Source organism: Nonomuraea glycinis, assembly GCF_035920485.1.
Classification (GTDB): Bacteria; Actinomycetota; Actinomycetes; order Streptosporangiales; family Streptosporangiaceae; genus Nonomuraea; species Nonomuraea glycinis.
Genome location: NZ_CP109166.1, coordinates 6,662,932 through 6,685,242 on the forward strand (window position 1 = coordinate 6,662,932; position 22,311 = coordinate 6,685,242).

Annotated in this window: 16 protein-coding genes and 2 pseudogenes; 13 read left to right on the forward strand and 5 right to left on the reverse strand. The window is 69.6% G+C overall.

Translation table 11 applies throughout. From position 1 onward, the window contains the following. Positions 1-21 precede the first annotated feature (21 nt). The 12 genes and pseudogenes from OHA68_RS31340 to OHA68_RS31395 all read left to right on the forward strand — a co-directional run bounded on the left by OHA68_RS31340 (position 22) and on the right by OHA68_RS31395 (position 14,800). Positions 22-2,553, forward strand: a complete 2,532-nt coding sequence (locus tag OHA68_RS31340) for a glycoside hydrolase family 78 protein (protein WP_327103446.1) — start codon at positions 22-24, stop codon at positions 2,551-2,553. Then, positions 2,550-3,851 carry an extracellular solute-binding protein gene (locus tag OHA68_RS31345; protein WP_327103447.1) on the forward strand — a complete coding sequence of 434 codons (1,302 nt, stop codon included), beginning with the start codon at positions 2,550-2,552 and terminating at the stop codon, positions 3,849-3,851. Before OHA68_RS31340 ends, OHA68_RS31345 begins: the two co-directional genes overlap by 4 nt. After that, positions 3,848-4,771: a carbohydrate ABC transporter permease gene (locus OHA68_RS31350; protein WP_327103448.1), complete on the forward strand. Its 924-nt coding sequence runs from the start codon at positions 3,848-3,850 to the stop codon at positions 4,769-4,771. Before OHA68_RS31345 ends, OHA68_RS31350 begins: the two co-directional genes overlap by 4 nt. Next, complete coding sequence (locus OHA68_RS31355) at positions 4,768-5,580, forward strand: carbohydrate ABC transporter permease (RefSeq protein ID WP_327103449.1); 813 nt, start codon at positions 4,768-4,770, stop codon at positions 5,578-5,580. The genes OHA68_RS31350 and OHA68_RS31355 overlap by 4 nt, the downstream gene beginning before the upstream one ends. Continuing rightward, positions 5,577-9,104 (forward strand): hypothetical protein, encoded by a 3,528-nt coding sequence (locus OHA68_RS31360; protein ID WP_327103450.1) that lies wholly within the window; start codon positions 5,577-5,579, stop codon positions 9,102-9,104. Before OHA68_RS31355 ends, OHA68_RS31360 begins: the two co-directional genes overlap by 4 nt. A 143-nt stretch (positions 9,105-9,247) precedes the next feature. Continuing rightward, entirely contained in the window at positions 9,248-10,792 is a 1,545-nt protein-coding gene (locus tag OHA68_RS31365) for an N-6 DNA methylase (protein ID WP_327103451.1), read from the forward strand. Between the two features lie 230 nt (positions 10,793-11,022). Beyond that, positions 11,023-11,451: a DUF5980 family protein gene (locus OHA68_RS31370; protein ID WP_327103452.1), complete on the forward strand. Its 429-nt coding sequence runs from the start codon at positions 11,023-11,025 to the stop codon at positions 11,449-11,451. Positions 11,452-11,625: 174 nt separating this feature from the next. Continuing rightward, positions 11,626-11,967 (forward strand): annotated as a pseudogene (locus OHA68_RS31375) (VOC family protein); the annotation flags it as partial. A 282-nt stretch (positions 11,968-12,249) separates the two neighbouring features. Further along, on the forward strand, positions 12,250-13,632 hold the full coding sequence (gene tnpB, locus OHA68_RS31380; protein ID WP_327103453.1) for an IS607 family element RNA-guided endonuclease TnpB: 1,383 nt from the start codon (positions 12,250-12,252) through the stop codon (positions 13,630-13,632). Positions 13,633-13,634: 2 nt separating this feature from the next. Next, positions 13,635-14,033, forward strand: a pseudogene (locus tag OHA68_RS31385) (VOC family protein); the annotation flags it as partial. Positions 14,034-14,165: 132 nt separating this feature from the next. Then, positions 14,166-14,390, forward strand: coding sequence for a FitA-like ribbon-helix-helix domain-containing protein (locus OHA68_RS31390; protein WP_327103454.1), 225 nt, complete (start codon positions 14,166-14,168; stop codon positions 14,388-14,390). Further along, positions 14,387-14,800 carry a type II toxin-antitoxin system VapC family toxin gene (locus tag OHA68_RS31395; protein WP_327103455.1) on the forward strand — a complete coding sequence of 138 codons (414 nt, stop codon included), beginning with the start codon at positions 14,387-14,389 and terminating at the stop codon, positions 14,798-14,800. Before OHA68_RS31390 ends, OHA68_RS31395 begins: the two co-directional genes overlap by 4 nt. A gap of 336 nt (positions 14,801-15,136) precedes the next feature. Here the strand turns inward: OHA68_RS31395 and OHA68_RS31400 are convergent, their stop codons facing one another. From OHA68_RS31400 to OHA68_RS31420, 5 genes are all read right to left on the reverse strand, one after another. Next, complete coding sequence (locus OHA68_RS31400; RefSeq protein WP_327103456.1) at positions 15,137-16,354, reverse strand: hypothetical protein; 1,218 nt, start codon at positions 16,352-16,354, stop codon at positions 15,137-15,139. Further along, positions 16,351-16,614 carry a hypothetical protein gene (locus tag OHA68_RS31405; RefSeq protein WP_327103457.1) on the reverse strand — a complete coding sequence of 88 codons (264 nt, stop codon included), beginning with the start codon at positions 16,612-16,614 and terminating at the stop codon, positions 16,351-16,353. Before OHA68_RS31405 ends, OHA68_RS31400 begins: the two co-directional genes overlap by 4 nt. Further along, complete coding sequence (locus OHA68_RS31410) at positions 16,611-19,226, reverse strand: SUMF1/EgtB/PvdO family nonheme iron enzyme (RefSeq protein ID WP_327103458.1); 2,616 nt, start codon at positions 19,224-19,226, stop codon at positions 16,611-16,613. The genes OHA68_RS31405 and OHA68_RS31410 overlap by 4 nt, the downstream gene beginning before the upstream one ends. A 45-nt stretch (positions 19,227-19,271) precedes the next feature. Further along, positions 19,272-19,976: a class I SAM-dependent methyltransferase gene (locus OHA68_RS31415; RefSeq protein WP_327103459.1), complete on the reverse strand. Its 705-nt coding sequence runs from the start codon at positions 19,974-19,976 to the stop codon at positions 19,272-19,274. Between the two features lie 277 nt (positions 19,977-20,253). Next, positions 20,254-21,495 (reverse strand): sporulation protein, encoded by a 1,242-nt coding sequence (locus tag OHA68_RS31420; RefSeq protein WP_327103460.1) that lies wholly within the window; start codon positions 21,493-21,495, stop codon positions 20,254-20,256. Between the two features lie 130 nt (positions 21,496-21,625). Here OHA68_RS31420 and OHA68_RS31425 point away from each other — a divergent pair, with 130 nt between their 5' ends. Beyond that, entirely contained in the window at positions 21,626-21,877 is a 252-nt protein-coding gene (locus OHA68_RS31425; protein WP_327103461.1) for a hypothetical protein, read from the forward strand. Positions 21,878-22,311: the final 434 nt, after the last annotated feature.

Below are 22,311 nucleotides of genomic sequence, written 5' to 3' on the forward strand. Positions count from 1 at the left end.
CAAGCAACATGGAGGTGCGGCATGGGCTCCGTGTGGCCCTACGGCCTGTGCTGTGACCACCGCGCGACCCCGCTCGGCACGGACGCCTCCGCGCCGCTGCTGTCCTGGCGGCTCAGCGGCGCCGACCCGGTGGCCTGCCTCGTGGAGGTGGACGGCCTGTGGTCGAGCGGGCGGCTGGACGACCCCGCCGCGATCGGCGTCAGGTACGCCGGGCCGCCGCTGCGCCCGCGCACCCGGTACACCTGGCAGGTCACGCTCTGGGCCGCCGACGGCACGTCGAGCACCGCGCGCTCGTGGTTCGAGACCGGCCAGGGTGACTGGACGGCCGCCTGGATCGCGGCCGACCCCGACGCCGTCGAGCACGTCGACCCGCCCACCGAGGGCGACCTGGCGCTCCGCGACCACGGCCTGGCCGCCTGCCCCCAGCTTCGCCGCGCCTTCGAGACCCGCTCGCCGGTGGCGGCGGCCCGGCTGTACGTCAGCGCGAAGGGGCTCTACGAAGCCAGGATCAACGGCCACCGCGCGGGCGACGCCGAGCTCGCCCCCGGCTGGACGGACTATCGCCGGCGCATCCAGTACCAGACCTACGACGTGACGAGCTGTCTCACCGAGGGCGAGAACGTGCTGGCCGTCACCCTCGCCGACGGCTGGTGGAGCGGCTTCGCCGGCTTCGACCCGCGCCGGCCCGGATACCACTACGGGACGTTCCCCGAGCTCATCGCCGAGCTGCACCTCACCTACGCCGACGGCTCGGCCGAGATCGTCGCCACCGGTGACGGCTGGCGCGCCGGCCGTGGCCATGTCCGCTACGCCGACCTGCTCAAGGGCGAGTGCCACGACCTGCGCGCGGCCACGCCCGGCTGGCGGCTCCCCGGCTTCGACGACACCTCCTGGAGCCCGGCCGTGGTGACCGGCCACGACCACGCGCCGCTGGTGCCGTCGCTGGACGAGCCCGTCAGGGCGGTACGCGACCTGGCCCCGGCCGCCGTCACCCGCACCGGCCCCGGCACGCACCTGGTCGACTTCGGGCAGAACCTGGCGGGCCGCGTCCGCCTGGCCGTACCGGCTCTGGAGCCGGGGAGCCGGGTGACGATCAGGCACGCGGAGACGCTCGACGCCGAGGGCGGCCTGGACACCGCGAACCTGCGGACGGCCGATGCGACCGATGTGCTGATCAGCGCGGGACCGGCCACCGTTTTCGAGCCCGGCTTCACCTACCACGGCTTCCGCTACGCCGAGATCACCGGAGTGGAGGTCCTCGGCGAGGTCAAGGCCGTGGTCCTGCACAGCGACACCCCGCAGGCGGGCACGTTCGCGTGCTCCGACCCGGAGCTCGACCAGCTCCAGCGGAACATCGAGTGGGGGCAGCGCGGCAACTTCGTCAGCGTCCCGACCGACTGCCCGCAGCGCGATGAGCGGCTCGGCTGGCTGGCGGACGCCCAGGTGTTCCTGCCGACCGCCTGCCTCAACGCCGACGTGGCCGCGTTCTTCGCCAAGTGGCTGCGGGACGTGCGCGACGCGCAGACCCCGCAGGGCGGCTTCCCCAACGTCGCGCCCCGGCTGAGCGGCGTCGCCGAGGAGGGCGCGCCCGGCTGGGCGGACGCCGGGGTCCTGATCCCCTGGCACCTGTACCGCGTGTACGGCGATCCCCGCTTCCTCGACGTCGACTCGATGGCCGCCTGGGTCGACTTCGTCCGGCGGCACAACCCGGACCTGATCTGGCGCGCCAGGACCGGCCCGCACTACGCCGACTGGCTGTCACCCGGCCCCGCCACCCCGCGCGAGCTGCTGGCCACCGCCTTCTTCCACCGCAGCGCCGACCTGACCGCCAGGGCCGCCCAGGTGCACGGCCGGACCGCCGAGGCGGAGCGGATGAGGGCGCTGGCCGACGATATTCGCGCAGCCTTCATTAAAACGTTCGCATCGGCTCCGGGGCGGCTCACCGGCGACACCCAGACCGGATACCTGCTGGCTCTCGCCTTCGGCCTGCTGCCGCCGGAGTGGATCGTTCCCGCCGCGCGCCGGCTCGCCGAGCTGGTCGGGGAGCACGGCCCGCAGACCGGCTTCCTGGGCGTGAACCTGCTCTGCCCCGTCCTGTCCGAGCACGGCCACGCCGATCTGGCGCACGCGCTGCTGAACCGCACCGCACCGCCGTCCTGGCGCTACCAGGTACGGCGCGGCGCCACCACGGTCTGGGAGCGGTGGGACGGCGCCGGCGCCCCCTCGATGAACTCCTTCAACCACTACGCGTTCGGCTCGGTCGGCGAATGGCTGTACGGCGGCGTCGCCGGGATCGCCCAGGCGCCGGACTCGGTCGCCTACCGCGAGCTGGTGATCCGCCCGCTGCCCGGCGACCTGACCTGGGCGCGAGCCACTTACGAGTCCGTACGCGGCCGCATCGCCGTGTCCTGGGAACGCGGCGGCGGGGACTTCCACCTCGCCGTGACCGTCCCGCCCGGCGCGAGCGCCACCGTTCACCTGCCCGACGGGCAGACCCACCAGGTGCCCTCGGGGGATCACACCTTTCGCACGACCGAGGAGACGACAGCATGACCGATCTGCGTAACGCCAGGATGAGCCGCGTCCAGTTCTTCCGCATGATGGGCGGGCTCGCGGTGGCGGCCGCCGCCACCGCCTGCTCGACCAGGCCGGACACCGCCGCCACCACGGGCGGCCAGAGCGCCACGACCGAGCTGAAGTTCGTCGGCGTCGCCGACCAGAAGGCGCCGATGGACAGCCTGCTGGCCGCCTACCAGCAGGCCAAGCCGTCGGTGCGGATCAACGCCTCCTACGCCCCCACCGACCAGGTGCAGACCTCCGTGCGCACCCAGCTCGGCGCGGGCAACGCGCCCGACCTGCACGTGGTGTACCCGGGCAGCGGCAGCGCGATGTCGATGACCCAGATCGGCCAGGCCGGCCTGCTGGCCGACCTGTCCGCCCAGCCGTGGACGCAGACGATCCCGGCCGGGTTCAAGCCCGCCTTCCAGCTCGACGGCAAGACCTACATCTACTCCGCCGGATCATCGGTCATCGGTGCGGTCTACAACAAGAAGGCCTTCGAGAAGGCGAAGGTGGACGCGCCGCCGACCACCTGGACCGAGTTCCTCGCCGTGTGCGACAAGCTGAAGAAGGCCGGCATCACCCCCATCGCCCTGGGCGCGCAGACGCCGTGGGTCACCCAGCTCATCACGTACGCGCTGGTCCCCTCCACCGTCTACGCCAAGGACCCGACGTTCGACGACAAGCAGATCGCCGGTCAGGCCACCTTCGCCGACTCCGGCTGGCGCCAGGCCATGGAGATGTACCTGGAGCTGCAGAAGCGCGGCTTCTTCAACGACAAGCCGAACGGCACCACGTTCGAGCAGCAGATCTCGATGGTGGCCACCGGCAAGGCCGCCATGGCGATCCAGGTGTCGGCCGTGCTGCCCGACTTCCGCAAGGCGGCCTCCTCCCCGGACGACCTGTCGATGTTCCCCGTGCCGGGGGCCGACGACGCCGCTTCGGTGTGGATCCCGGCCGGCGTCGTCGTCGGGCTGGGAGCCGGCGCCAAGGGCAAGAACGTCGAGGAGGCGAAGGCGTTCATCGACTTCCTCGGCAAGCAGGAGAACATCAACGCCTACGCCAAGGCCATCGCCGCCATCCCGCTCACCCAGGACGCGAGCTCGACCATCGACCCGGCCGTGCAGTCGTTCCTGCCGTTCACCAAGGACCGGGCGGTGCCGTTCATGGACCAGCGCTGGCCCAACGCCGAAGTCCAGCCGGTGCACTTCGCGGTCGTGCAGGAATTGCTCGCGGGCAAGGCCACGATCGACGAGGCGCTGAAGAAGATGGACGAGGCGTACCAGAAGTGACCCCCACCACCACCGCGAAGCCGCGCCCGGCCGCCACCAGGAGGCCGGGCCGGCGGCGGAGCTTCAGCCTCATCACCCCGTCCTGGCTCTTCGCCGCGCCCGCTCTGCTCGTCTACGCGCTGGTGGTGCTCTATCCCGCCATCAGCGGCGTGTTCTACGCCTTCACCGACTGGAGCGGGATCGGCGAGGACATGTCCTTCGTCGGGCTGGCCAACTTCCAGACCCTGCTGGGCGACGAGCAGGCCATGGGCTCGATCGGCAACACGCTGCTGCTCACCCTGGCCATCGTGGCCGTGCAGAACGGCATCGGGCTGCTGCTGGCCCTCGGCGTGCACGCCAAACTCAGGAGCAGGGCGCTGCTGCGCGTGATCTTCTTCGCGCCGGTGGTCGTCAGCCCCGTGATGGTGGCCTTCCTGTGGAAGTACATCTACAATCCCGACCCGTCGGCGGGCCTGAACGGGCTGCTCGGCCTGGACGTCAACTGGCTGGGTGACCCGTCGGTCGCGCTGTGGTCGGTCGCGGGCATGGTCGTGTGGCAGTACGCCGGATACTCCATGGTCATCTTCCTGGCCGGGCTGGAGGGCGTGCCCAAGGAGCTGCACGAGGCGGCGATGATCGACGGCGCGGGCACCTTCCAGCGCTTCCGCTACGTCACCTGGCCGCTGCTCGCCCCCGCCCTGACGATCAACATGATGCTGTCCACGATCGGCGGGCTCAAGCTGTTCGACCAGATCTTCGCCACGACGAACGGCGGCCCCGGCTACGCCACGGAGACCCTGTCCACCGTGCTGTACAAGCAGGCGTTCGTCTTCGGCAAGTTCGGCTACAGCACCGCCATCGCCCTCGTGCTCGCCCTGTTCGTGGCGGCCGTCTCCCTCGTCCAGGTCTATTACCTGCGCAGCCGTGAGGTGACCGCGTGAGAAGAACGTTCCTGCTCGAAATCGTCATGATCGCGGTGGCGGTGGCCTTCCTCTTCCCCGTCTACACCCTGGTCGCGCTGTCCCTGAAGGACCCGGCGCAGATCTCGCAGACGCCGCTGGCCCTGCCCGCCCCGCCCACCCTGGACAACTTCGCCAGCGCCTGGACGGCGGCGGCGCTCGGCCCGTCGCTGATGAACAGCACCGTGATCACCGTGGCCAGCCTCATCGCGCTGATCGCCCTCGGCTCGTTCGCCGCCTACTACCTGGCCCGGGTGAAGAGCCGGCTCGGCTACGGCTTGTACATCCTGTTCCTGCTGGGCATCGTGCTGCCGTTCCAGCTCGGCATGATCCCGCTGTACGAGCTGGTGACCGGCCTCGGCCTGCTCGGCACGCACGCCGGAATGATCATCTTCTACACGGGCATCCAGCTCCCGTTCACCGTCTTCCTCTACACCGGCTTCATCCGCGCGCTGCCCGCCGACTACGCCAGCGCCGCCCAGATCGACGGCGCCTCCCAGCTGACCGCGTTCACCCGGGTGGTCTTCCCGCTGCTGCGGCCGATCACCGGCACCGTGCTGATCCTCAACGCGGTCTTCATCTGGAACGACTTCTTCACCCCGCTGCTCTACCTCGGCGGCTCGGGCTTCGAGACGGTCCCGGTCAGCGTCTTCGCCTTCGTCGGGCAGTACGTCTCCGACCACGGCCTGGTCTTCGCCGGGCTGGTGCTGGGCGCGCTGCCGATCGTGGCCGTCTTCCTGGTGCTGCAGCGCTACGTCATCAAGGGCTTCGCCAGCGGGCTCAAGGGATGAACGTCTTCGACGTGCTCCGCGAGCCGCCCGCCTCCCACTCGCCGGCGGCCATCTGGTGGTGGAGCGGCGAGCCGCTGCGCCGGGACCGGCTGCGCTGGCAGATGGAACGCCTGGTCGCCGGGGGTGTACGCAACCTCGTCATCCTCAACCTGGCCCCGTCAGGGCCGCTGTTCGGCGCCGACGCCGACGACCCGCCGTTCCTGTCCGAGGCGTGGTGGCAACTGCTCGACGAGGTCTGCGCCGACGCTCATGAGCTGGGCGCCTACCTGTGGTTCTACGACCAGCTCGGCTTCTCCGGCGCCGACCTTCAGGCGCGCCTGGTGCAGGAGCGTCCGGAGTTCGCCGGTCAGTGGCTGGCCGCCGACGGCTCGGTCTCCGCCCGCGGCTTCGACTATCTCTCCGGTACGGCCTGCGCGGTGCTGCTCGACCGGGTGCACGGGGAGTTCGAGCGCCGCCTCGGCCACTGGTTCGGCCGGGTGATCGTGGGGTCGTTCCAGGACGAGCTGCCCACCCTGCCCACCTGGTCGGCCTCCTTCGCCGAGGAGTACGCGGTCAGGCGCGGGCGGGAGTTCTCCATCGCCGACCCCGACTGGCAGGCTTACCAGGTCACCCGCGCCGAGCTGGCCGAGGAGGCGTTCTTCCGGCCGCTGGCCGCCTGGCACGAGCGCAACGGGCTGCTCAACGGGTGCGACCAGCAGGACCCGGCTCGCGCCGGGCATCCCGTCGACGGTGTACGGCTCTACGCTGACTATGCCCGTACCCACCGGTGGTTCAGCGCGCCCGGGTCCGACCATCACGGCGACGCGCGCCTGCACTCCTCGCTCGCCCACCTGTACGGCCGGCCCCGGACCTGGATCGAGGCGTTCCACTCCAGCGGGTGGGGCGGCACCCTGGAGGAGACCTTCGACTGGCTGCTGCCCTGGCTGCGGGCCGGCGCCACCCTCTACAACCCGCACGCGGTCTACTACTCGACCAAGCGCGGCTGGTGGGAGTGGGCGCCGCCGTCCACCGACTGGCGTCAGCCGTACTGGCGGCACCACCGGGTCTTCGCGGACGCGGTCACCCGGCTGTGCGCCGCGCTGTCACTGGGCCGGCACGCCTGCGACGTCGCGGTCCTGCTCCCCACCACGACCGCGCAGGCGGGCGTCGCCGGCACGGCGGATCCCCGCCCTGACGGCGACGCGGCGCGGGCGCAGCGGGTGTACCGGGAGATCGTCGGGGACATGGCGTGGTTCGCCACCGTCCCTGGCGCGCTGGACCGGCTCTGCCTCGACGCCGACGTGATCGACGACGACTCGGTGCGGCGCGCTGCCGTGACCGGCGGCAGGCTGACGGTCTCCACCGAGGCGTACCGGGCGCTCGTCCTGCCCGCCGTCACCGTCCTCGACGAGGACGTCGCGGCCCGGCTGGATGAGTTCGTGAGCGGCGGCGGGCTGCTGGTCGCCGTGGGCGCGCTGCCGGACTCGCCGCGGCTGCGGGCCCGGTTCGAGACGGGCGACGCGGCGTACGTGGCGTCGAGCGAGCAACTCGGCGAGGCGCTGGCCGGGCTCGTCCGGCGGGTCGAGGCGCCGGTGCCGCCGCTGGTGCGCGAGGTCGGCGACACCACGCTGGTGTTCCTCACCGCAGCGTCTCCCATGGCCAGCCGGATCGGGGTGGGCCGGCCCGAGGAGCGCGGCGTGGACCTGGGCTGGCTGGACGCCGCCATCGACTTCGACCCCGGCAGATACGCGCGCGAGATGCGGGTCAAGGTCAGGGGCGTCTCGGGCACCCCGCTGCTGGCCCGCCTGTTCGGCGGCGAGCCGAGGGCACTGCCGTACACGCTGGACGGCGACGCCGTGGAGGTCGTCGTGCCCTTCGACGACGGGCCCGCCGCACTGCTCGTGTTCGACGGGACTCATGCCGACGTGAGGCCCTCGCCCGAGCCGTACCTCGGTCAGGTCGCCGGAGCCCCGTCTGAGCCGTACCTTGGCCACGTCGCCGCCGGAGCCCTGCCCGCGCCGTACCTCCAAGAGGTCGATCTGGGGGAGGAGTGGGCCGTCGAGCTCGTGCCGACCCTGGACGACACCTGGTCGGACTTCGGCAGCAGCGCCACCGTCGAACACTGGACGCTGCGCACGCCGGACGGGGAAGCGGTGCACGCGACGTTCGGCCCCCGAGGGGAACAGCGGGTCGACGGCGGTGCCGCCGGGGCAGAGCAGCACGCCCCTGACGGCCCGTGGACGCCCTCGGTCTGGTCGGCCTCGCGCGGGCTGCGTAAGGACCCCATCCACCGCGACACGCTGGGCCCGAAAGGGCACGTGCCGGGGGAGTTCCTCGCCTTCGGCCGGGTCGAGGCGGGCGGGCACGCCCGCTTCCGCACCCTGCTCACCGTGCCGGCGGGACGGCAGGCGTGGCTGGCCGTCGGCGCCGGCGCCGCGAAGACCCTCTGGCTGGACGGCGACGAACAGCCGCTCGACGACCCGGGCTACGCCGCCGTCACGCTGTCACCGCTCGCGCCCGGCGAGCACGCGCTGGAGCTGCTCCTGGTCCCCGACGAGGAGCTCGACCTGCGGGCCTACGTCTGCCTGGTGGCCGACCCCGCCGACGCGGCCCGGCCCGAGTGGATCGCCGGCACGCTGGAGACGACCGTGCCCGCCGGCGCGCCCGAGCTGATCCAGGTCGCCTCGACCGCGCCCTGCGTGGTGTACGTCAACGGCGAGGAAGCGGGCAGGCAGGGCGGGTTCGACCCGTACGAGGAGGCGGACATCCCGCGCGTGCGCCGCTACGACGTCGCCCACCTGCTGCGGCCCGGCGACAACACGATCCGGGTGGAGTCCGACGGCTGGGTGCTGGTCGACGGGCTGGTCGTCTCCGGTCCCGGCTGGTCGTCCCGGCCGCGCGTACGGCGACGCCAGCACGGCGATCCCGCGGCGCTGTACCTGCGCCCCCGGCCGCATCCGCTCCCCGAGGCGGGCTGGCTGGACGGACGTCCGGCCGCGCTGCCCGCCGGGTTCGCGCTGCCGGGCAGCCGGCCCGGCGTCGAGCGCTTGCTGCTGGACCCGCCGCCCGGCGTGACCGGCATCCAGGTGGACGCGGCCGGTCCTGTGGAGATCGTCGACGGCCGGGAGTTGAGGGTGACGACGACCCCAGGCGCCCGGTCCGGCGCGGCACTGACCGGACCGGTCCGCTTCACCTGTGGGCCCGGCCGGATGCGACTCGGCGACTGGGAGGAGCACGGGCTGGCGGGCTACAGCGGCGGCGTCCGCTACCGCGCCACGGTCAACGCCACGGCCGGGCCCGGCCTGATCGACCTGGGCCGGGTCCGCGGCACCGCCGAGGTCACCGTGAACGGGCGGCCCTGCGGCATCAGGGTGTGCTCGCCGTACACCTTCGACGTCCGGCTGGACGACGGCGACAACACCGTCGAGATCCTGGTCCTCGGCACGCTCGCCCCCTACCTGGACGAGGTGAGCCCCACCCACTTCGTCTTCGCCGGCCAGCGCACCACCGGCCTGTTCGGCCCCGTACGCCTGCGCCTGCCCTGAGCTCAGTGTCCCTGTTGACGATGTCAATGCATCCGTTACCTGAGATGGAGGAAGTGCCGTGTACTGTTACTTCCATGAACGCCGGGTCCCGGTCAGGTGCTGATCTGCAGGTCACAGCTGCGGAGATCGCGAGATTGGCGGGTGTGACGCGGGCCGCGGTCTCCAACTGGCGCAAGCGCCACGCCGACTTTCCCGCGCCCGTGGGAGGCGGCACACGCAACGCCCTGTTCGCTCTGTCCGAGGTGCACGCCTGGCTGGACCGGCAGCGCAAAAGCAACGACGTCTCCGGTGAGGTGCTCCTGTGGCAGGCGCTGCGGCGCGCGTACCGGGACGACATGACACGCGGCCTCGCCGACCTCGCGGACCTGTTCGTCACCGGCTCCACTGAGCCTCTCGACGACGAGATCGTCTCGCGGGCCACCGGCCTGGCCGCCGAAAGCTCACCGTCCGAGGTGGTCGCGCGGCTGACGGCACGTCTCATCGGCTCGGCGGCGCCGGAGCACGTCACCGGCCCTCGCCTGATCCGCGCCGTGAAGCACTTCGCGGGCCAGGCGCACGGCGTCGTCTTCGACCCGGCCTGCGGCATCGGATCCTTGCTCCTGGCGCTCGGCGACGGCTGCGGCGTGGCCGGCCAGGAGCTGGACCCGGCCGCCGCCCGGCTGGCCGAGTCGCGCGCGCGACTGGCCGGGCGGGGAGAGGTGACGATCAGAACGGGCGATTCCCTGCGCCAGGACGGCTGGCCGGAGCTGCGCTCGGCGCTCGTGGTCTGCGATCCACCGGTGAACGTGCCCGACTGGGGTCGCGAAGACCTGCTGCTCGACGCCCGCTGGGAGCTCGGCGTCCCCACCAGGGCGGAGGGCGAGCTGGCCTGGCTGCAGCACTGCTACGCGCACGTCGCGCCCGGCGGCAGGGCGATCCTCGTGATGCCGCCCTCCGTCGCCTACCGCAAGGCCGGCCGTCGCATCCGCGCGGAGCTCGTACGGCGCGGCATCCTCACCCAGCTCATCGCGCTGCCCCCGGGAATGGTCGCGTCACACAACCAGCCCGTGCACCTGTGGCTGCTGGCACGGCCGGCCTCCCCCGACGACGCGGTGTCCCGCGTACGCATGGTGGACCTCACGGCCAACGACCCCGACGGACCGCTCGAACCCACTGCCGACCAGGTGGTGGACGTACCCCTGATCGAGCTGCTCGACGAGACGGTCGATCTCACCCCCGCGCACCACGTCGCGGCCTCCCGAACCGACCATCTGGGGGAGTACGCGTCCATGCGCGAGGACGTGGCGCACCGGCTCCACGAGCTGCTGACCCTGCTGCCGCCCCTCACCTCTGGCCCCGGCACGCTCGACGGCGCCGCGGTCAAGGTGGCCGACCTGGCTCGCGCCGGACTCGTCGACATCGCCGATGGGGAGGCCGTCTCCGCGAGCGACCAGCTCGACACCGACTACCTGCACGGCTTCCTTCATGCCGCCGCCAACGTCCGGCGCTCGACGAGCGGCAGCTTCCGCACCGACGTCCGCGGCGCGCGCGTCCCGCGGATGAGCATCGAGGATCAGCGGTCGTACGGCGCCGCCTTCCGCGCGCTCGACGCGTTCGAACAGCAGGTCAAGGAGCTCGCGGAGCTGGCGGACCGGGCCGTTTCCATGGCGCGTGACGGCCTCACCGGCGGATCGATACGCCCTCAGTGACGCACCAACGGCATGTAGGTGGTCCTCGCTGACCTGTGGGGAGCGTCGTTGCTCACCGGCGACGCGAAGTTCGCCGCCTCGGCGGGCCACCGGGCCGAGATCCATCGCTGCCCGCCGCCCCGGATTCCGAAAATTTCGGAAACTCACAGAAATATCTCATTGATCTTTCACTTAACAAGTGTTGACTTATAAGCGTCATCATCTCCCGAAGCACCATCAAGGAGGCAGACGTGAAAACGATCCCCCGTGTCGCCAGGCTGGCACTCGGCGCGACCACCGGACTGGCGCTCATACTGTCCGGCACCACAGCGGCCACCGCGTCGACGTGGGAGCTGGACGACATGGACCAGCGGATCTGCATTCACACGACCGACGGCCACTGGACGTATTTCCTGGTCCAGATCAACGGGAGTTGGTCGAAGGTCATCCAGAGCAAGCTGGAGAACCTGCCCCCCGGTTTCACCAGCATGGACGGCTTACTGGTCGGACCCGGCTCCAACCCCAGTCGCCCCGGTGGACAAGCGATAGTTCAAAGCCTCATCGAGATGAAGGTCGCGCCGCTCCCGGTCGGGACCTACACCGCGTCACTGACAGCCACGGATGGGACGGAGACCCAGTCCGTCCCCGTCACGATCAACGTGAAGGTGCGCTGCTACTAGCGTCACTCCCGCACCTGCCGACAGATCCGCGCGGCCGCCACGACGCTGTTCGTCGCGTCGGCGGCCGTCGCGGTGCTGGTGCCTACGACAGGTTCGCGTCCGCGGGACGAGAGTGGTGTACGGCCCACCGGCGGGGCTCATGGCACCCATTTGCCTGATCATATGATCGACGGCATGGCACTGCGGCTTGTTCAGGTGAACTTCAAGGCTCGGGATGACACGGCGCTCGGCTGGTTCTGGGCGGAGGCGCTCGGCTGGGGCATGTCCAGCGAGGCACCCGGCGTGACCAACCTCGAACCCGAGGGCTTCGCCTGGCCGGACCCCGACGCCTTCTACCTCGATCTCGTCACCGTCCCGGACCCCGAAACGGTGAAGTACCGCGTGCACCTCGACCTCGCCACCACCTCCGCCGCGCATCAGGCGGAGCTGGTCGCGCGGCTGAAGGAGCTCGGCGCGACGCCCGCCGACGTGGGCCAGGGCGACGTGCCGTGGACGGTCCTGGCCGACCCGGAGGGTTGGTAACCGCTGTGGTTCGTATCAGTGTTCGTCAGCCTTCATCTGGTTTCGCTGACGTGATCGCGGTCTGTCGCGTGGCGGTCGGGGTTGGCTCGGTCGTCTGCGCGCTGGTGGATGGCATGACGAAGCGCTGGAGGGCCTGCGGCTTGGCGCTGTGTCTGGCCGGCGCTGCCTGCCCCATCCCTCCATCATCACGATGTGCGTGCAAAGCCTTACCCAGTGTGCGGTCATGCTGGTAGAGTCATTCGCACACAGTCTCGAATGCGCGGGGAGGGGATCGTCGTGCGGGTCGTGCAGGCCTACCGTTTCGCGCTGGACCCGACCGCGCGTCAGGGTGCTGTGCTGGCGTCGCATTGCGGTGCGGTGCGGGTGGCGTTCAACTGGGGTCTGGCGCGGGTGAGGGCGAATCTGGCGCAGCGGGAGGCCGAGCGCTCCTACGGCATCCCTGAGGACCGGCTCACTCCGGCGTTGTCGTGGTCGATGTACGGCCTGCGGAAGCGCTGGAATCAGGTCAAGGACGAGGTGGCGCCGTGGTGGGCGGGCAACTCCAAGGAGGCCTACGCCTGCGGGCTGGCCCGCCTCGCCGACGCCCTGGCGAACTGGCGCGACTCCAAGAGCGGTAAGCGCAAAGGCCCGACGATGGGCTTTCCCCGGTTCAAGACCAAACGCCGTGCGGCCAGGTCGGTGCGGTTCACCACCGGCACGATCGGGCTGGACGGCCCCAGCCACGTGGTGCTGCCGGTGCTGGGCCGGATCAAAACGCACGAGCCGGTCGGCACACTCGCCCGCCTGCTCGCCGAAGGTGCGCGGATCGCCTCGGCGACGGTGCGGTGGCAGGAGGGCCGCTGGCACGTCAGCTTCACCGTGCACACCGAACGAGCGGTGGCCGTGCCTGCCCGGCCGGACGCGGTGATCGGCGTGGACCTCGGCGTCAAGACGCTGGCGGTCTTCTCCGACGGACGGCCGCCGGTCCTCAACCCCCGGCATCTCAATAACGCTATGCGTAAGCTGCGGCGCCTGTCGCGGGCGGTCGCCCGCAAACACGGCCCGGACCGGCGCACCGGCCAGCGTCCGTCGCAGCGGTGGTTGCGCGCGAACGCGGCCCGTAACCGGGCGGAGTATCGGGTGGCGGCGTTGCGCCGTGACGGCATCCACCAGCTCACCACCGGCCTGGCCCGAACGTACGGCACCATCGTGGTCGAGGACCTGCACGTGGCCGGGATGGTCCGCAACCGGCGGTTGGCCCGCGCCGTCTCTGATGCCGGTTTCGGTGAGATCCGCCGCCAACTCGCCTACAAGACCGGCTGGCACGGCGGCCGGCTGGTGGTGGCGAGCCGCTGGTTCCCCTCCTCCAAGACCTGCTCATCCTGCCAGGCAGTGAAAACCAAACTGCCGCTACGGGTGCGCACCTACGTGTGTGAGGGGTGCGGGCTGTCGATGGACCGTGACGAGAACGCCGCGCGCAATCTTGCTTCTTTGGTGGAGCGTACGGTCGCCGGGAGTGGCCCGGAGACCATAAACGGACGTGGAGCCGACCTTAAGACCCCGCCTGGCGGGGCAGGTGGCCGTGAAACGTCAACCCCGCACCGGGCACCGGCTACCCGGATCAGACGAGGACCTTCGCCCGCACCGGGCGAATCACTGAGAATCCTTGAAACTCAGTGAACGGCAACGTGTTCTGCGTGCTGGAGCCTCGGGAGATCTACCGGGACACCGGACCGATCGCCGCGGTGGTGGTCGACTGCGCCAATCCGCGGGCCATGGCTCGGTTCTGGGACGAGGCGCTGGACTGGACCCTGCACGAGGTCACCGACGATCACGCGCGGCTGCGCTCCGCCCAGGGGGTGGGCCCGTACCTGGAGTTCCTTCGCACGCCCGGCGGGCAGACCGTGGAGAACCGCGTCCATCTCGACCTGCTGCCGGACCCCGTTGAAGATCAAGGGGCGGAGGTGGCTCGGCTACGGGCTCTGGGCGCCACCACCGCCGACGTCGGCCAGGGCGATGTTCCGTGGGTGGTCCTGGCAGACCCGGAGGGCAACGAGTTCTGCGTCCTCGGACGGGGCTGACACACCGTGAAAGCGGGCACTGGCGGTAACGCTACGAAATGGCGGTCATCAACTCTGGAATCATCGCCTTCTTCGGTGAGATGCACGGCACTTCTTCGAGAGTGCATGCAATATGCATGCTAAATTGGTGGCATGGGGACCATACAGATTAGAGACGTCTCTGATAAGACGGAGCGGACGCTGAAAGCTCGGGCCGAGCGTGAAGGCAAGTCGCTGACCGCCTTCGTGCGCGACCTGCTGAACGAGGAGGCGGCCACCCCGACGCTGGACGAGGTGATGGCCAGAATCGCCGCCGACGAGCCGGTGCCGTACGATCCCGACTTCGTTCGCGAGACGATGCGCGAGGGTGGTCGGTGAGCCTGGTCGTCGACGCGTCGATCGTCTTCCGCCTGCTGGCCAACGTGAAGGGCGATGACCTTCTGCGGCAGCGGCTGGCTCGCAGGCTGCACGCCCCTGCCTTGATCGATGTCGAGATCGCCTCGGTCGTGCGCGGGCATGTGATCACCAGTAAGCCGGAGGTGCGCATCTCCGAGTCGAGGGCGCAGATCATGCTGGAGCGCTACGCGCAACTCAAGATCGTCCGGCATCCCATGCTGCCGCTGCAGCCACGCGTCCTGGAGCTGCGCAACAACATGACCGCCTATGACGGCATGTATGTGGCCCTCGCTGAGCTGCTGGGAGTGCCGTTGCTCACCGACGACGCGAAGTTCGCCGGCTCGGCGGGCCACCGGGCCGAGATCCACCGCTACCCGCCGCCACTGGCCTAGACATCGTGCCGCCCGAAGCGCTGTTCAGCCACGTGCTGGCCGCGGCTGACCTCGCCTCGTCCGAGCAGGGTGTCATGCCCGGCTTTGCGTCGCTGGGTCCTCGCCCGAGGACTCGGCCACCTCGTGCAGCCCGCACGGGCACTTCAACCACCGGAAGCGCCGGTCGATCTCGCGGATGAACGTCCAACTACATGAAGCGTCCATGACAACGCGTGCCGCCGGTTATCCGAACTCCTCGGCGTAGGCGTACCGCTCCGTGGAAGACCTTCAGCGTGAGCAGCCACTGCTCACGCCCAGCCCGGACGCACAGCCCACCGCACTTGGCGGAAGCTGACGCTAGCGGATCGTGAATCGGTTGCGTAGTGCCCGGAAGGCGACCCGCGCGGAGCGAGTGCTCAGGAGCAGCACGGTGAGCCCCAGACATGCCACCCCCACGGCCACGAACAGCCATGGCTCGCTGGTCTCCAGCACTTGAAGCAGCGCCAGCGCGATGCCGGCCGGGACCGTAACGAGGGTAAACACCACTACGGCGCCGTTGACGCGTCGGCTCTCGTCGTCGCGGGTCAGCCGGTTGAAGTCGCTGATCTCGGTGAGGATCTGCTCGAAGCGCTCCCGCAGCGCGTGCTGCTTCTGGTACGCCGTCAGCAGGTGGTTCGGGATCCCGTGCGGGGTCAGGTGCTGTGCCCACAGTCGGTGCCGGAAGGAGCTGACCTCCTGCTCCAGCGTGGCCATGGTCGCCGACACCGAGGCGTCGAGAGCGGTGGCCAGGCGTTCCTCCAGCCGGGTCAGCCCTTGCTTCTGCAGTACCCCGAGCAGGATCGCGTCCAGGTAGATCGAGCGAAGGTAGAGCTCGGCGTACCCGAAGAACGGGTCGTCCCGTCCCTGGTCGGCCCGGATGCCGACCACGCCCATCCCGTCCCGCAGGACGACGGCGTGCCAGTCGCTGGAGAGCCTGATGACCTCGTCGTCCGCCGGTTCGAGGTTCTTCGGGTCGGGCGGGTAGTCGGCCAGACTGGTACGGGAGGCCAGGGCCCACAGCCACTGATGGACGAGCGGCCAGCGCCGGTAGCGAATCTGCCGATACAGCCGTGGCAGCCCCTGCCTGACCGGGGTGACGAAGGAGACGGTGAAGGGGCGGCCGGGTTCGATCAGGGCTTGGCCATCGACCAGTTTCTGCGGGTCGAAGTCACAGGCAGAAGCACCCCTACGACCGGCGAGCGTACGCAACAGCTCGATCGGCGTGCCTGACCTGGCCCGCATGTGGATGGCCACCAGTCCGCACGCATCCGGCTGGTCGGTGGTGCGCAGAGCCTCCACGGCAGTGACCTCGAGGTCCCCGATGATCTGCCGGGACGGATCGTGCCAGCGGTTCGGCCGCTCGGCGTCGCCGTACAGGACGCGAGCCGCCTTGGCGCTGAAGTACTCACTACGCGCCTCGGCGGTGGAGCGGATCTGCTGATGTCGGAGAACCAGCGGACCCGCCGCCCAGGTGGGACGGGCGGGGAAGCGGGCTTCGTAGATGACGACGAGGGCTTGTCGCATCAACCGGGTCACCGGTAGTAGTCCTCCACGTCGGGAAGGTCCAGGCGGATGACATAGCGGGCGCGTTCGGAGTCCTCCGGGTCGATGAGGAACCGCACCCGCTCACCGGTCCGGATGGTGCGAAACCCTTCGGTCACGATGTCGGCGTACATGAACGAGTGGTGCGCGTCGGTGTCGGCGTCGCGCACGATGTAGGTCCCCTGACGGCCGCCGTGACCGCTGCCGGTCGGCATCCGATCCACGATGTAGCCGAAGCGCTGGCCGATCGTCACAGCTCCTCCACGCATCGGAATCCGACCGCGTTGCTGCATCCCCGGCGCCGGAACAGCCCCTTGGACGACGCCTGCAAGGCGCGGAAGGGGTTGTCGTACGAGCCTCCGCAGATGACCACCTCGCCCAGCTCGTCCAACACCGAGCCGGTGATCTCCCAGACGTTGCCCACCATCTGCCGAATCCCGAACGGGGAGACGTTACCGCCATGGTCGTGGACCGGGACGGGCATGGCCTGGCTCAACCCGCCGCGATCCAGCTCCTCCCGCCACGCGTCGTACGTGATCAGGGGGCGTCTGCTCCAGGAGTCCGCACTGTTGATGAAGCTCAGTTCGATGTCGTCACCCCAGGGAAACCGTCTGCCCTCCAGGCCCCTCGCCGCCGCCTCCCATTCCAGGGAGGTGGGCAGGCGTTTGCCCTCGAACCGGGCGAAGGCGTAGGCACTCCAGTAGTTCACGCAGACGGCTGGATGATCCTCGTACGCGGGGCCGATGAAATACTCCTTGACCCGCAGCCGCTCCCACCACGGTTCGTGCGAGAACTCCGGAGGTTTAGCCGGATGATCCCATTCTTGTGAGCCTTGCCGTCGGACCGCCTCCAGGAAGCGGTTGTAGCGCCTCACCGTGACGGGGAACTGATCGAAGCGGACCGGGCGCTCGACCCGCCGGAGCATCAGATGATGGCTCGGCCCGACGAGGTAGACACCTGCCGGCAGGACGCAGTCGTCGGTGGAGCCCTCGCGGGACAGTTGGCTGAGAAACTCGCGGAGCTGCTCGGTCAGGCGCGGACCCGTGTCGAGGACGGCCTCGCGGTTGGCCTGGTCACGCAGGTATTCAGCGGCCAGCATTTCCTGGTAGGCGGAGTGCCTGAACGTGACCGCGGCCGGGCCGGCCGGCCGGAACAGCTCCCGGAGCCGGAAGGACTCGTAGGTCAGCCGGCCGCCGTCGAACAGCCCCATGCCCAGGTCGTTGACAAGGTCGACGAAGGTGAAGACTGTACGGCCACGTAGGAAGGCCGCACCGAAGTACGACGCGAGCGACGGCAGCCCGGCCGAGGCCGAGGAAGCGACCTTGGCGAGGTGCCGCCAGACCAGCTCGGGCAACTGTTTCGGACCCCGATCATCGGCCAGATCCGCATGCAGCGGCGTGGCACCCTCGGGGAGGTCGTTCAGGCGTAGCGCCGAGAAGCGGGGCACGAGCAGGGGATTGACCCCTCTGGCGTGGAGTTGCTGGACGAGCTTCTCCGACACCAGGGCAGTGCCGTCCAGCAGCCGCCGCACCTGTGGCGAGTCCTCCAGGAACGACACCCGCGAGGTGGTGACCACCGCCGACTCCGCCGACAGCACCTGGGCGATCTCGGCGAACAGCTCCAGAAACCCGGTCTGTGTCGTTGACGACACCGCCTCGTCGATGCCGTCCAGCGCGCACAGCACCGATCCGGCGCGGGCGAAGTAGTTGAACACCTCGAAGACGTACGTGCTCTCCACCGCCATGTACGGCGTGAGCACGCGCGTGACGAACTCGCGGAGCTGCTCGTCACGCCGTTTGAGGCTCATGTCGAAGTAGAACCGGTAGCGTCGCCGGTCGGCCGTGGCCGACCGCGCGACCAGCTGCTTGAGCAGCGTCGTCTTGCCACTGCCGGACCGGCCGACGATGAGCAGGTTGCCGCCTGAGGCCGCCACCTCGTCCAGCAACTGATCGGCCGCGCCGATCCGGGTGACCTGCTGCTCGCCCGTACGCTCATCGGTGGTGAGCAGGTCACCGGAGATGGTCAGCCGCCCGGCGTCCAGCAGCTCCGGATACGACCCGACGACATCGGCCAGATGCCGGTCCAGGTCGACGAAGGCGTCCATGAAGCGGTCGTAGGTGAGCACCCGATAGTCGCCGCCCAGCGGGCTCGTCGCCGGGCCGGTGCCGTTCTCCTCCAGGATGAGGAACCGGGTGAGCTTCGGCAGCCGCGTCTGGAGCAGCTCGCCGTCGGTGGCCTCCAGCACCTGGACCACGTCGTCGACGTTCCTGCTCAGCAACAGCTCGACGTACTCGCTGCGAAGTCCACGCTCGCGGAAGAAGAGCTGGTAGACGGTGTTGCGGGACAGCTCGAACCGCTTGACCGGCTGAAAGCCCAGCGTCACGTACAGCCCGGCGAGGAACTCGGCCTTGACCGCCACTTCGGGGGCCAGCTTGGGTACGTCTCCGCTCAGGACGCCGCTGCCGGTGCTGCTGAACCACGCCAGTATGTCCAGCAGTCGCCGGACCGCCGCCAGCCCCTCCTCCTCGGCGATCTCGTAACCGTCGTGTGCCGAGCGGTTCCGTAGCCGCTGGATGTCGCGGAGGGAGTCGAGCACGTTCGAGCTGCGGATGTGCGGCTGCGCGCCTTTGATCAGCTCGCTCAGCGTCTTGCCGCCCGGGTCTCCGGGTACGTTGTGGTGCCGCCACAACTGCTTGAGGATGCGTTCGGTGATCTTGCCGACCAGGGAGATCGCGTTCTCGGGGTAGCCGTCGCCGAGAGACTTGATCGGACGCTCGAAGTCCAGGCCGAGATAGCGGGCGACGCGGGCGTGATCGTCCAGCTCGTTCTGGAGCTGGAACAGGCGAGTGTCAAGCTCGATGCTCACGCTTTCACCCCGAGTACGAACGCGAACCGATCCGGAAACCGTACTTCAGGGCCTGGATGCGCGCGGCGCATCTCGGAGATTCCCGTCGTCGAGTTCGGCGTCATCGAAGCTGGCCAGCAGGGACATATACCGATTGCGAACCATCTGGGTGTAGCGGTTAAGGCTGAATACGAGCGGAAATTCGTCGTACGTCAATTCAGTCCGGAGTCCGGCGCGATCCATTGCGGCGGCGATGCTCTCAGGGGCCGGTTGCCGCTCGCGGAAGAGGTCCAGGGCGGCGCCGAAGAGTGGATAGTCGATCTCGCTCGGCAGCATGACGACGAGGATCCGCCCGCCTGGGCGGAGGAGGCGGAGCAGGCCGCTGAGGACCTGCGGCGGGTCGGCGACGTGGTGGATGACTTCCTTCATGAGGATGGCGTCGTATCCATCGTGCGGGAGTCGCACCCTGCCCTCGGCGAGATCCTCGGCACCGGCCACCAGGGAGATCAGGCGTTCGTCGGAGGGAAGTCGCTCCAGCATCGCCGACGACGTGTCGGCGCAGACCACCACGCTCGCATGCTCCGCCAGACCTCGCGCGTAGAGGCCCGTGCCCGAGCCGATGTCCAGAACGCGAGACCTGCGGGGACTGAGGTCGAGACGGCTGAGCAGGTTTCTGGTCATCCATTCAATGAATTCCGGACTGTACGCCCAGTTCTCATCGTATTTGTCCGCGAGGCGTTCATAGTGGGCGCGAGTGACATCGCTGCGCACGAGACGTTCCCCCCAATGCTGAGACGCCAGGGCAAGCCTCAGCATCTGACGATGGTTATTGCTCGTCAAGGACGAGTTCCCCGCCGTTTATGCCGGCCTTCCCAGCATTACCAGGCGGCCGTGGAACTCCTCGGCCTGGCTCGTTCCCCGGATATCTGGCGGCGAGCGCGTGGTCCAGGTCAGTCGCGCGAGTACGGACAGAGGCAACGATCCTGGGCGAATCGAGGGCCTGGAGGCCAGCACCCAGGGCATCTTCGGGAAATCCGAGACCATGGCGTCAACGAAGGAGGTGGCGTACGCGGTGGCGGAACTGGCGCACGCTGGTTTCTGCGTCCCAGGGGGTCAGTGCGTGGAGGAGGTCGTTGACGTAGGTGAGGGAACGGGTGGAGGCGACGTGGGAGAGGATGTCCACGGCGCGGTGTCCGTGTTCCAGCCCTTCGTCGAGACGGCGGGCTTGCAGGTGGGCGGAGCCGACGATGGCGTTGCGCATGCCGGCCGAGCGTGTGTAGGTGAGGGCGGGCATGGTGGCCATCTCCTCAAACCGCATCACCATGTGCGGCATCTGCAGGTCGCGGTGGATCTCGGTGGCGTCAGCGGCCAGCCGGGCGTAGGTGAAGAAGTCGATCCAGGAGGGGTCGCCGTCGTCGGGATGTGCCCGGCCGAGCAGGGCTTCTGACCGGGCCAGAGCCAGAGCGGCGGCCCGGCGGGTGTAGGCGCGTCCGTGCCGCCGGGCGACGCGGGCGTGCGCGCGGGCCTCCACCAGCTTGAAGAACGCCAGCGTGCGCGGGGTGGCGTGGTCACGGGCGCGCTCGTAGGCACCCTGGGCCATGTCGATGGCGTCCTCGACGTGGTCATTGAGCCCGGCCTGCAGCGACATCGAGGCCAGGACGTAGCCGCCCAGGGGCACGTCGCCGGCGGCGCGGGCGAGGCGCAGCGCCTGGATGTAGTGCCGTTGAGCTCTGGCCTGGTCGCCGACGTCCCAGGCCGAGTAGCCGGCCAGGCGGCCGAGCTGGGCGGTGGCGGAGAACAACTCGCGGCCCACGGCGTCGGTGTAGCTGCCCTTCAGCAGCGGGACGGCGCGCTCGCGCAGACATACGGCCACCAGGGAAGAACTGAAGGAGCCGCCGCCGTACTTGGAGTCGATGTGGCGGGCGTGCTCGGCCGCGTCGCGTAGTTCGGCGAGGTCAGCGGTGCCGACGCGGCGGCCACGCGACTGCGGGGGCTGGAGGGCGGCGTCGGCGTCAGCGGGCTGGATCAGCCGCCGGGTGCTGGGCGTGGTGAAAGCCGCTGCGGCGAAGGCGACGCGGCCGAACGCGCGGCGGTTCACCTGGTCCCCCAGGATCCACCAGGCGGCGGCGACATCGATGGCGTGGGGAAGCTCACGAGGGAAATCCAACCCGATCTCGGGGGAGGTTGTCGCCGGTTGCGGCATGCCGATTTCGGCCACGCTGACGGGCCGGCCGAGCCGATCGGACAGGGCGGCCGCGATCGCCTGCGGGGTGGGCCAGTGTGGGGTCATCCCGGAGATCCAGTTGGCGACCGAGGTGTGGGTGTAGCAGGCGGGCGTTCATGCTGATCACGCGCGGATGGGCGATGTCGTAGCGGGACGGCCTACGTCTTCGTCAACGCTGCCCAGCCTCGTGGTCCGCATGTTGCGGCACGGGGACATCTACGACGGCGCCCATGTGCTGGACGTGGCGACGGGCTCGGGCTACAGCGCGGCGTTGCTGGCTCACCTGCTCGGCGATCAACGGGTGACCAGCATCGAGTCGACCCGTACCTTGTCGAGGTGGCCGCGCGGCGGCTGGATGCGATCGGCCTCCATCCCAAGGTCCTTGCCTGCGATGCCACCGGGCCGTTGCCCGGCCGGTATGACCGATTCGTGTCCATGGTGTCGGTGAAGCCGATCCCGGCGAGCCGGCTGTCGGCGTTGAAGCCGGGCCGGACGCCTGGTGACCGTCCTGGCCAGCACCCCGCCTCATCCTGACCGCGACCAAGACAGAGGACGGCGGGGCGACCGGGCGGATAGAGCCCGACTGGGCGATGTTCATGCCGGTACGGTCAGTGGGCGACTATCCGCCACGCCTGAACGCCCCGGCGGCTGTGGGACGTCCTCGACGACATCCGCGAGCACTGGCTCACCACCGGCGCGCTGCCTCTTCGTGGTGCGCGCGTGTTCGTCCTGCCCGATGGGGTGCCCTTCGTCCGCTGAGTCCTGCTCGGATTCCGAGGAATCACCCAGCCGACACAGTCATCCGCCTGCGCGAGAAGACGATGATCACCGCGGTGAGGGCAAGCGACGTCAGAAGAGCCAGGAAAACCGTTGGAACACTAG

Coding starts and splice junctions, on each gene's coding strand:
- OHA68_RS31340 (WP_327103446.1), top strand. CDS start 22: ATGGGCTCCGTGTGGCCCTACGGCCTGTGCTGTGACCACCGCGCGACC.
- OHA68_RS31345 (WP_327103447.1), top strand. CDS start 2,550: ATGACCGATCTGCGTAACGCCAGGATGAGCCGCGTCCAGTTCTTCCGC.
- OHA68_RS31360 (WP_327103450.1), top strand. CDS start 5,577: ATGAACGTCTTCGACGTGCTCCGCGAGCCGCCCGCCTCCCACTCGCCG.
- OHA68_RS31390 (WP_327103454.1), top strand. CDS start 14,166: ATGGGGACCATACAGATTAGAGACGTCTCTGATAAGACGGAGCGGACG.
- OHA68_RS31420 (WP_327103460.1), bottom strand. CDS start 21,495: ATGACCCCACACTGGCCCACCCCGCAGGCGATCGCGGCCGCCCTGTCC.
- OHA68_RS31425 (WP_327103461.1), top strand. CDS start 21,626: ATGTTGCGGCACGGGGACATCTACGACGGCGCCCATGTGCTGGACGTG.